This is a genomic window from Streptomyces sp. AcH 505, assembly GCF_000818175.1.
Lineage (GTDB): Bacteria > Actinomycetota > Actinomycetes > Streptomycetales > Streptomycetaceae > Streptomyces.
In genome coordinates, this window is record NZ_JTIY01000001.1 from 3,419,589 (window position 1) to 3,427,926 (window position 8,338).

Below are 8,338 nucleotides of genomic sequence, written 5' to 3' on the forward strand. Positions count from 1 at the left end.
CCCTTCAGTTCTTCTTCAGCGGAAAGGCGTGCACGTGGAGGCGGACCTGCGCGGTGTTCTCGTCCGCTTCCCGCAGGGCGCGGTCGCGGTAGCTGTCGATGAGCGCGTGGATCTTGCCGTCCAGCTCGCCCAGGAGTCCGGGCGTCATGCGCAGGGTGAAGTCGCTGAGATCGGCCTTGCTGGACCACTCCTCGGACCAGTCGTGCCGGGTGCCGAGGAAGGTGCCGATCTCCTGGCCGTGCATGGTGGCGACCGAATGGACGAGCACGTCCAGGGCGCCGCGCACCTCGGGGCTCGGGTTCTGGTACAGCGCGGCGTCGACCATGACGCCGCTGTGGGCCGCCTTCCACCAGCGCTCCCTGCCCTTGCCGCGCTCCGGATCGTCCTCGACGAAGCCGTGGGCGGCGAGCTGGCGCAGGTGGTAGCTGGTGGATCCGCTGGACTCGCCCATTTCCTCGGCCAGTTGGGAGGCGGTCGCCGATCCGTTGTGGCGCAGGCTGGTGAGCATGCGCATCCGCAGCGGGTGGGCGAGGCCCCGCAGGGAGCGCGGATCCAGCTTGTGCAGCTCGGGCTCCGGCGTGCTGTCGGGGCGGGTGCTGTCGTCGTCGGGACTGTCGGCGGGGGTGGTGTCTTCGGGGGTGCTGTCGTCGGGCATGGCTCAACAGTAGAGTTGCAAAGACATCATTGCAAGGATTCTTTGCAGAGATTCTTTGTAACTTTCCCCGGCTCACCCGTTCGGCTCACCCGTTCGGCTCACCCGTTCGGCTCACCCGTTCGGCTCACCCGTTCGGCTCACCCGTTCGGCTCAGCCCGCCTTGATGAATCCCGCCTTGATCAGCCAGTCCTTCGCCACGTCGTGCGGATCCCGCCCCGCCACGTCCACCTGCGCGTTCAGCTCCTGCGCCAGCGGTGTCGTCAGCCGTTTCGACAGCGGATCGAGCAGCTGGGCGATCTCCGGGTGCTTCTTGAAGGTGGCCGTGTGCAGCGCGGGCGCCGCGTCGTAGATGGGGAAGAAGTGCTTGTCGTCGTCCAGGGTGTCCAGGTGCATGGCCTTGATCCGGCCGTCCGTCGTGTACACCTCGCCCAGCAGGCACGAGCCGCCCTTGGACACCTGGGTGTAGATGATTCCGGCGTCCATCTTCTTGATGTTGCCGGCCGGCAGCTTCATGCCGTACGCCTTCTCCATGCCGACCAGGCCGTCGTCGCGCGCCGCGAACTCGTTCTCCACACAGATCGTCACGGCCGACGGGTTCTTCTTCGCCAGCGCCGCCACCTGGGAGAGCGTCCTGAGTTTGTACTTCTTGTTGTTGGCCTGGCTGATCCCGAGCGAATAGGTGTTGTTCAGCGTGGACTTCGGCAGCCAGGTCACGCCGTGGGCGACGTCGGCGTTCCGTACCGCCTCCCACTGCTTCTGCGGGTTCTGGACGGGCTTCGCGTTACCCAGATAGGTGATCCAGGCCGTGCCCGTGTACTCGTACATGGCGTCGGCGTCGCCCTTCACGATCGCCTCGCGCGCGCTGATCGAGCCCGGCAGGTTCGTCCGGTCGAGCACCTCGGCGCCCGCCGCCTTGAAGATCAGGCCGATCATCTCGCCGAGGATGATGTTCTCGCTGAAGTTCTTCGACGTGACGGTCAGCGACGCGCCTTTCAGCGGCCGGCCGATGCCCAGCCTGCCCGGCACCACGTCGTCGACCAGCGGCGAACCGCTCTTCAGACCGCACCCGGACAGCAACGGCCCGCTCAGCAGCGCCCCGGCCAGTACCGGCCCGGCGAACCGGATCAGCCGGCGCCGCATCACTCGTCCTCCAGGCCGCGCGGGGTGAGGACGACCTCGACCAGCGAAGCCAGCCAGTCGATGATCAGCGCCAGCGTCACCGTCAGCACCGAGCCGATGATCAGGACCGGCATCCGCTGGGTCTGGATGCCGGACGTGATCAGGTCACCGAGGCCGCCGCCACCGCCGAACGTCGCCAGCGTCGCCGTACCGACGTTCAGCACCAGCGCCGTCCGCACGCCCGCGAGGATCAGCGGCACCGCCAGCGGCAGCTCGACCCGCCCGAGCGTCCCCGCCGCCGACATGCCGATGCCGCGCGCGGCCTCCACCAGATCCGGGTCGATGGCGCGCAGCCCGGCCACCGTGTTGGAGAGCACCGGCAGCACGGCGTAGATCACCATGCCGGTGATCGCCGTCGAAGGGCCGATGCCCAGCCAGATCACCAGCAGCGCCAGCAGCCCGATCGCCGGGGTCGCCTGGCCGATGTTGGCGAGGGCCGTCACTGCGGGCGCCGCCTTGGTCAGCCTGCGCCGGGTCAGCGCGATGCCCACCGGCAGCGCGATGAGCAGCACCCAGAAGGTGGAGATCGCGGTGAGCCGGACGCTCTGCCACAGCCGCAGCTGGACGTTGCCGCCCGACAGTGAGTTCTCGGCGATGGAGTCCAGCTGGATGCTGGTGATCCACAGGATCGTCGCCGCCAGCACGACAGCCACCACCAGCGGTACGGCGACCAGCTTCTGCCAGGTGATCCGCCGCTTCGGCGCCGTCGGCACGTACGCGGTCGACTCCGCCTCGTCGTTGAAGCGCTCGGGCCGCTCAGGCCCCTCCGGCCGCTCGGGGACCTTGGCCGGGGCGCTCATCCGACACCGCCGTCTACCAGCCCCTGCTGCTCGTGCTGGTGCTCGAAGGCGGTGCGGCGGTCCGCCTCCAGCATCTCCTGCACGGAGGCCATCAGCGTCTCCATGTCCACGACGCCGATGTACTCGCCGCGCCGCCCGGTGACCGCGACCCGCCCGCCGCTGTCGGTGAGCACCGCCTCCAGCGCGTCGCGCAGCGTCGCGTCCCTGGTCACCGTGTCACCCACCAGCTGTCCCGCCCGCGCCAGCGACCCCTTGGCGCGCGCCAGATCGCCGCGCCGCAGCCACTTGTACGGGCGGTTCGCCCCGTCCAGCATCAGCAGCTCGTTGTGCGGTCCGGCGCGCAGCGTGGCGGAGACCGCTTCGAGCGGGTCGTCGACCGACACCGTCGGGAACTCGGCGACGCCGACCTCCCGTACCCGGGTCAGATTGAGCCGCTTCAGCGCCGCCCCCGCCCCCACGAAGCCCGAGACGAAGTCGTCGGCCGGGTTGGTGAGGATCGCCTCGGGGGTGTCGAACTGCGCGATGTGCGAATGCTCGCGCAGCACGGCGATCCGGTCGCCGAGTTTGATCGCCTCGTCGAAGTCATGGGTGACGAACACGATCGTCTTGTGCAGCTCGTGCTGAAGCCTGATCAGCTCGTCCTGCAGATGGTCGCGGGTGATCGGGTCGACGGCGCCGAACGGCTCGTCCATCAGCAGCACCGGCGGGTCGGCGGCGAGCGCCCGCGCCACCCCGACCCGCTGCTGCTGGCCGCCGGAGAGCTGCCGCGGATACCGGCCGTGGAACTCCCGCGCGTCGAGCCCGACCAGATCGAGCATCTCCTCGACCCGGGCCCGCACCTTCGCCTTGGACCAGCCGACCATCTTCGGTACGAGGGCGATGTTCTCCGCGACGGTCATGTGCGGGAAGAGACCGGACGACTGGATGGCGTAGCCGACCTTGCGGCGCAGCTTCACCGGGTCGATCGACGTGACGTCCTCGTCGCCGATCGTGATCCGGCCGGACGTCGGCTCGATCAGCCGGTTGATCATCTTCAGGGTGGTGGACTTGCCGCACCCCGAGGGGCCGACCAGGATCACCGTCTCGCCGGGCTTGATGTCCATGGTGACGGCGTCGACGGCCGGCTCGGGGGTGCCCGGATACCGCTTGGTGAGGGCGTCCAGTTGAATCCCGGCGCCGGCCATCGAGGAACGGGACGCCTCGGAACCGCCGGAGGCAGAACCGCCAGCGGCAGAACCGGTGGAGGCAGAAGGGCCGGAGGCAGAACCGGTCGTGTCAGGCACGGATCCCCCTGGGAATGGTCAGCCGGCCGAGCAGGATGTACGCGGCGTCGAACAGCAGCGCGAGAATGACGATCCCGATCGTCCCCGCGAGCACCTGGTTGATCGCGTTGGCGCTGCCCAGCGAGGCGATCCCGCGGAAGATCTCGTTGCCGAGGCCGGGGCCCGACGCGTACGCGGCGATGGCCGCGATCCCCATCAGCATCTGGGTGGAGACCCTGATCCCGGTGAGGATCGGCGGCCAGGCGAGCGGCAGTTCCACCCGGAGCATCCGGGCGGCGCGGGACATCCCGATGCCCTTCGCCGCGTCCACCAGCGCCGGATCGACACCCCGCAGCCCGACGACGGCGTTACGGACGATGGGCAGCAGCCCGTACAGCGTCAGCGTGATGACCGTGGGCGGTACGCCGAGCCCGACCAGCGGGATCAGCAGACCGATCGCGGCGAGCGAGGGGATCGTGAGCAGGGAGGCGGTGGAGAGGATCGCGAGGTTGCCCGCCCAGGGGCTGCGGTAGCTGACCACCCCGATGAGCACCCCGAGCGCCGTCGCGATGACCATGCACTGGAAGACCGCGCTGACATGCTGCAGAGCGTCGGTGATCAGCTGCTGGTGCCGGTTGCCCAGGTACGCCCAGAAGCTCACGCGTTCTCCTCGCCTCGGGGCCCGGTCGGTCAGTCCCCGTCCGCCGCTGCCTGTTCCACCAGCGGGATGATCCGCAGCGGTACGGGGTTCTCCATGACGATCGCCGTGGAGGCCCGCACGATGCCATCAAAACCGACAACCAGATCGATCACCCGCTGAAGATCGGCGTTGGAGCGCGCCACGAGCCGGCAGAGCATGTCCCCCTGCCCCGTCGTGGTGTGCAGTTCGAGCACCTCGGGCACGGTGTCCAAGTGGGCCCGTACGTCCGTGCCTTGACCCTGCTTGATCTCCAGCGTGGCGAAGGCCGTGACGGGATAGCCGAGCGCCGCCGGGTCGACGTTCGGCCCGAACCCCCTGATGACGCCATTCGACTGAAGCCGGTCGAGCCGCGCCTGTACGGTCCCGCGCGCCACCCCCAGCCGGCGCGAGGCCTCCAGCACGCCGATGCGCGGCTCGCGTGCCAGCAGCACGATGAGCCTGCCGTCCAGCGCGTCGATACCGGAACTGCCGTCCATACCCGCCGCCTCCCTCGAAAACCCGTGGCCAGCTCTGCGTAGGGCACCCTGTGCAGATAGCCCGGCCATTGTCGCTATCCGCTGTACAAAGTGCCCAGCGAATGCGAGAACTGTTGCGCACCTTGTAAAACGGGGAGACGCTGAGCCCATGGCAGACACCTCGATGCACACCGACACCGCCTCTGTCCCCACCCCCGACACCGCCCCTGAGACCGCGCGCGAGGCCGATCCCTTCCCGGTCAAGGGCATGGACGCGGTCGTCTTCGCCGTCGGAAACGCCAAGCAGGCCGCGCACTACTACTCCACCGCCTTCGGCATGAAGCTCGTCGCCTACGCGGGCCCGGAGAACGGCAGCCGCGAGACCGCGAGTTATGTCCTGACCAACGGTTCGGCCCGCTTTGTCTTCACGTCCGTCGTCAAGCCCTCCTCCGACTGGGGCCGGTTCCTCGACGGCCATGTCGCCGAGCACGGCGACGGCGTGGTCGACCTGGCCATCGAGGTCCCCGACGCGCGCGCCGCGTACGCGTACGCCACGGAGCACGGCGCCACCGGGCTGCAGGAGCCGTACGAGATCAAGGACGACCACGGCACGGTCGTGCTCGCCGCGATCGCCACGTACGGCACCACCCGGCACACCCTCGTCCAGCGCACCGGCTACGACGGCCCGTACCTGCCCGGGTACGCGGCGGCCGACCCGATCGTCGAGCCCGCCGCCAAGCGCACCTTCCAGGCCATCGACCACTGCGTGGGCAACGTCGAACTCGGCCGGATGAACGAGTGGGTCGGCTTCTACAACAAGGTCATGGGCTTCACCAACATGAAGGAGTTCGTGGGCGACGACATCGCCACCGAGTACTCCGCGCTCATGTCGAAGGTCGTCGCCGACGGCACGCTCAAGGTGAAGTTCCCGATCAACGAGCCGGCTGCGGGCAAGAAGAAGTCGCAGATCGACGAGTACCTGGAGTTCTACGGCGGCGCCGGCGTCCAGCACATCGCGCTCGCCACGAACGACATCGTCGCTTCCGTACGCGCGATGCGCGCGGCGGGCGTCCAGTTCCTGGACACCCCCGACTCGTACTACGAGACGCTCGGCGAGTGGGCGGGCGAGACCCGGGTGCCGATCGAGACGCTGCGTGAGCTGAAACTGCTCGTCGACCGCGACGAGGACGGCTACCTCCTGCAGATCTTCACGAAGCCCGTTCAGGATCGCCCGACAGTCTTCTTCGAAATGATCGAAAGGCACGGTTCCATGGGCTTCGGCAAGGGCAACTTCAAGGCGCTCTTCGAGGCGATCGAACGTGAGCAGGAGAAGCGCGGCAATCTCTGACGCGCCCCACCCTCGCGAACGGCCACCGGCGGCCCCCCACGGAAACTGACCTGTGGGGGGCCGCGCTGTCGATTAGGGTGCGACCCATGGCCAGGATGAACGACGTGGGCGGCATGCAGGGCTTCGGCCCGATCGACACCACCGACGACACCGAACCCTTCCACGCGGACTGGGAGGCGCGGGTGTTCGCCCTCAACAGGGCCCTCATCGCCGAAAAGGTCTTCAACCTCGACGAGTTCCGCGACGCCGTCGAATCCATGCCGCCCGCCGCGTACTTGGCCGCCTCGTACTACGAGCGCTGGTTCTACGGCATCCGTACGCTGCTGGAGCGCAAGGGCGTCGTCGCGGCCGGGGAACTCGATGAGTGACCCGGGCGGCCGTGGCCCCGCCGGCACCCCCGACCGCTACCCGCCCGGTACGGCCGTACGCACCAGCCGCCACGACCCGCCGCACCACACCCGCCTGCCGCGCTACGCCCGGGGCAAGCGGGGCACGGTCGTCGAGCCGGAGGGCCGGTCGCCGCTCTCCGACGTCAACTCCCAGGGGCGCGCGGACGCGCCGCTGGAGCAGGTGTACGCCGTGAGCTTCGCGGCGAGCGAGCTGTGGGGCCGGGGCGAACACCACGTCGTACTCGACCTGTTCGAGAGCTATCTGGAGGACGATCCGCAGTGAGCGGTACGCACGACGACGCACTGATCTCCCGTCAGGTACGGCGCATGGAAACCCTGTTGGAGGAGCGCGGGATCGTCTCGGGCGAAGCCCTGGACGAGGTCATCGACGGCTTCCTGGCCGGTGCTTCTCCCGCCAACGGCTTCCGCGTGGTGGCCAGGGCCTGGACCGACGACGCCTTCCGCGCCCGGCTGCTCGCCGACGGGACGGCGGCCGTCGCCGAACTCGGCATGTCGGCCGGGGGAGTGAACCCGCAGCGGCTGCGGGTCGTCGAGAACACCCCCGACACCCACAACGTCATCGTCTGCACGCTGTGCTCGTGCTACCCGCTGCGGCTGCTCGGCCCGTCCCCGAGCTGGTACAAGAGCGAGGCCTATCGCTCACGCGTGGTCCGCGAACCCCGGGCGGTCCTGGAGGAGTTCGGGCTGACTCTCCCCGACGCCACGGAGATCACGGTCTGGGACTCCACGTCGGAGACCCGCTACATGGTGCTGCCCCGCAGGCCCGAGGGCACGGCGGGGCTGGACGAGGAGGCGCTGGCGGGACTCGTCACCCGCAACGCGCTGATCGGCACCGCGGCGCTCTGAGCAGCCCGCTCCTTCAGAACCCCCGCTCTCTGAGAACCGCCGTGCGTGCAACGGCGGTTGGGGGGTACTCGGTGTCTACGGCAAAAGAACGTGAATCGTAGAAGACCTGACTCTGAAGGGGGTTTTTGTCATCGCGAAGAAGACAAGCCAGACCGGAGAAAAGGCCGCTACCGCTGCCGGTAAGTCGCTGAAGGACAAGAAGGCGACCAAGGCCAAGAAGACCGCGTCAGCCAGTGCGGTCTCCCAGGCGCCCAAGAGCAAGGGCACGACCGGCAAGAAGGCAGCCACGGCCGCCGCGAAGGTCCTGAACAGCAAGAAGGCGACCAAGTCGGAGAAATCCGCCGCGGCGAGCACGCTTGCGCAGGTCGCTTCGAGCGGCAAGAAGAAGTGACCTGTGGCTGACCGGGCTGCACGCCCGGCCGGACCGACAGCGCCGAAGCCTCCGACGGGATTCCCGTCGGAGGCTCGTCGTGTTCCGGGCCGTTCCGTGACGTGCCGCGCCGTGCCGCTGGGCCGGTGCGGCGGCTAGCGGAGGGCCGACGCCGGGGCCGGTGGTCCCGCCGGTCCCGCCGCGCCGGACTTGGGGGCCGGTACGTCCGGCTGTGGTGCGACCGGCGCCACGAACCCCGGGCCTTCCGTCAGCGGATCGGCCTGCGGTGAGGCGGCGGCGCCGGGCGGGGCCG

The 8,338-nt window shown here is 69.0% G+C and carries 11 protein-coding genes; 4 read left to right on the forward strand and 7 right to left on the reverse strand.

What is annotated here, in order from left to right:
• Positions 1 to 4 precede the first annotated feature (4 nt).
• The 6 genes from HY68_RS15560 to HY68_RS15585 form a co-directional block, all read right to left on the reverse strand.
• On the reverse strand, positions 5 to 655 hold the full coding sequence (locus HY68_RS15560) for a helix-turn-helix domain-containing protein (RefSeq protein ID WP_078863624.1): 651 nt from the start codon (positions 653 to 655) through the stop codon (positions 5 to 7).
• A gap of 150 nt (positions 656 to 805) precedes the next feature.
• Complete coding sequence (locus tag HY68_RS15565; protein WP_041989163.1) at positions 806 to 1,795, reverse strand: glycine betaine ABC transporter substrate-binding protein; 990 nt, start codon at positions 1,793 to 1,795, stop codon at positions 806 to 808.
• Entirely contained in the window at positions 1,795 to 2,634 is an 840-nt protein-coding gene (locus HY68_RS15570; protein ID WP_041989165.1) for an ABC transporter permease, read from the reverse strand. Before HY68_RS15570 ends, HY68_RS15565 begins: the two co-directional genes overlap by 1 nt.
• Positions 2,631 to 3,818: a betaine/proline/choline family ABC transporter ATP-binding protein gene (locus HY68_RS15575; protein WP_041989166.1), complete on the reverse strand. Its 1,188-nt coding sequence runs from the start codon at positions 3,816 to 3,818 to the stop codon at positions 2,631 to 2,633. The genes HY68_RS15570 and HY68_RS15575 overlap by 4 nt, the downstream gene beginning before the upstream one ends.
• 91 nt (positions 3,819 to 3,909) lie before the next feature.
• Complete coding sequence (locus tag HY68_RS15580; protein ID WP_041989167.1) at positions 3,910 to 4,557, reverse strand: ABC transporter permease; 648 nt, start codon at positions 4,555 to 4,557, stop codon at positions 3,910 to 3,912.
• Positions 4,558 to 4,586: 29 nt separating this feature from the next.
• The gene (locus HY68_RS15585; RefSeq protein ID WP_041989168.1) at positions 4,587 to 5,072 is read right to left on the reverse strand and encodes an Lrp/AsnC family transcriptional regulator; all 486 of its coding nucleotides are present in this window, start codon (positions 5,070 to 5,072) and stop codon (positions 4,587 to 4,589) included.
• 163 nt (positions 5,073 to 5,235) lie between these two features.
• On the opposite strand from HY68_RS15585, the gene hppD reads away from it, so the two are divergent.
• The 4 genes from hppD (at position 5,236) to nthA (ending at position 7,655) form a co-directional block, all read left to right on the forward strand.
• The gene (hppD, locus tag HY68_RS15590) at positions 5,236 to 6,399 is read left to right on the forward strand and encodes a 4-hydroxyphenylpyruvate dioxygenase (RefSeq protein ID WP_107070186.1); all 1,164 of its coding nucleotides are present in this window, start codon (positions 5,236 to 5,238) and stop codon (positions 6,397 to 6,399) included.
• Between the two features lie 86 nt (positions 6,400 to 6,485).
• The gene (locus tag HY68_RS46055) at positions 6,486 to 6,767 is read left to right on the forward strand and encodes an SH3-like domain-containing protein (protein WP_041989171.1); all 282 of its coding nucleotides are present in this window, start codon (positions 6,486 to 6,488) and stop codon (positions 6,765 to 6,767) included.
• Positions 6,760 to 7,071, forward strand: a complete 312-nt coding sequence (locus tag HY68_RS46060; RefSeq protein WP_041989172.1) for an SH3-like domain-containing protein — start codon at positions 6,760 to 6,762, stop codon at positions 7,069 to 7,071. The genes HY68_RS46055 and HY68_RS46060 overlap by 8 nt, the downstream gene beginning before the upstream one ends.
• On the forward strand, positions 7,068 to 7,655 hold the full coding sequence (gene nthA, locus HY68_RS15605; RefSeq protein ID WP_078863625.1) for a nitrile hydratase subunit alpha: 588 nt from the start codon (positions 7,068 to 7,070) through the stop codon (positions 7,653 to 7,655). Before HY68_RS46060 ends, nthA begins: the two co-directional genes overlap by 4 nt.
• 75 nt (positions 7,656 to 7,730) lie before the next feature.
• On the opposite strand, the gene HY68_RS43770 is transcribed toward nthA, so the two are convergent.
• Positions 7,731 to 8,036 (reverse strand): hypothetical protein, encoded by a 306-nt coding sequence (locus tag HY68_RS43770; protein WP_198533274.1) that lies wholly within the window; start codon positions 8,034 to 8,036, stop codon positions 7,731 to 7,733.
• Between the last annotated feature and the right edge of the window lie 302 nt (positions 8,037 to 8,338).

Bases quoted from the DNA above. Each gene is read 5' to 3' on its own strand.
- HY68_RS15585 (WP_041989168.1), bottom strand. From the start codon at position 5,072: ATGGACGGCAGTTCCGGTATCGACGCGCTGGACGGCAGGCTCATCGTG.
- HY68_RS15560 (WP_078863624.1), bottom strand. From the start codon at position 655: ATGCCCGACGACAGCACCCCCGAAGACACCACCCCCGCCGACAGTCCC.
- HY68_RS46055 (WP_041989171.1), top strand. From the start codon at position 6,486: ATGGCCAGGATGAACGACGTGGGCGGCATGCAGGGCTTCGGCCCGATC.
- HY68_RS46060 (WP_041989172.1), top strand. From the start codon at position 6,760: ATGAGTGACCCGGGCGGCCGTGGCCCCGCCGGCACCCCCGACCGCTAC.
- HY68_RS15565 (WP_041989163.1), bottom strand. From the start codon at position 1,795: ATGCGGCGCCGGCTGATCCGGTTCGCCGGGCCGGTACTGGCCGGGGCG.
- HY68_RS15570 (WP_041989165.1), bottom strand. From the start codon at position 2,634: ATGAGCGCCCCGGCCAAGGTCCCCGAGCGGCCGGAGGGGCCTGAGCGG.
- hppD (WP_107070186.1), top strand. From the start codon at position 5,236: ATGCACACCGACACCGCCTCTGTCCCCACCCCCGACACCGCCCCTGAG.
- HY68_RS15575 (WP_041989166.1), bottom strand. From the start codon at position 3,818: ATGGCCGGCGCCGGGATTCAACTGGACGCCCTCACCAAGCGGTATCCG.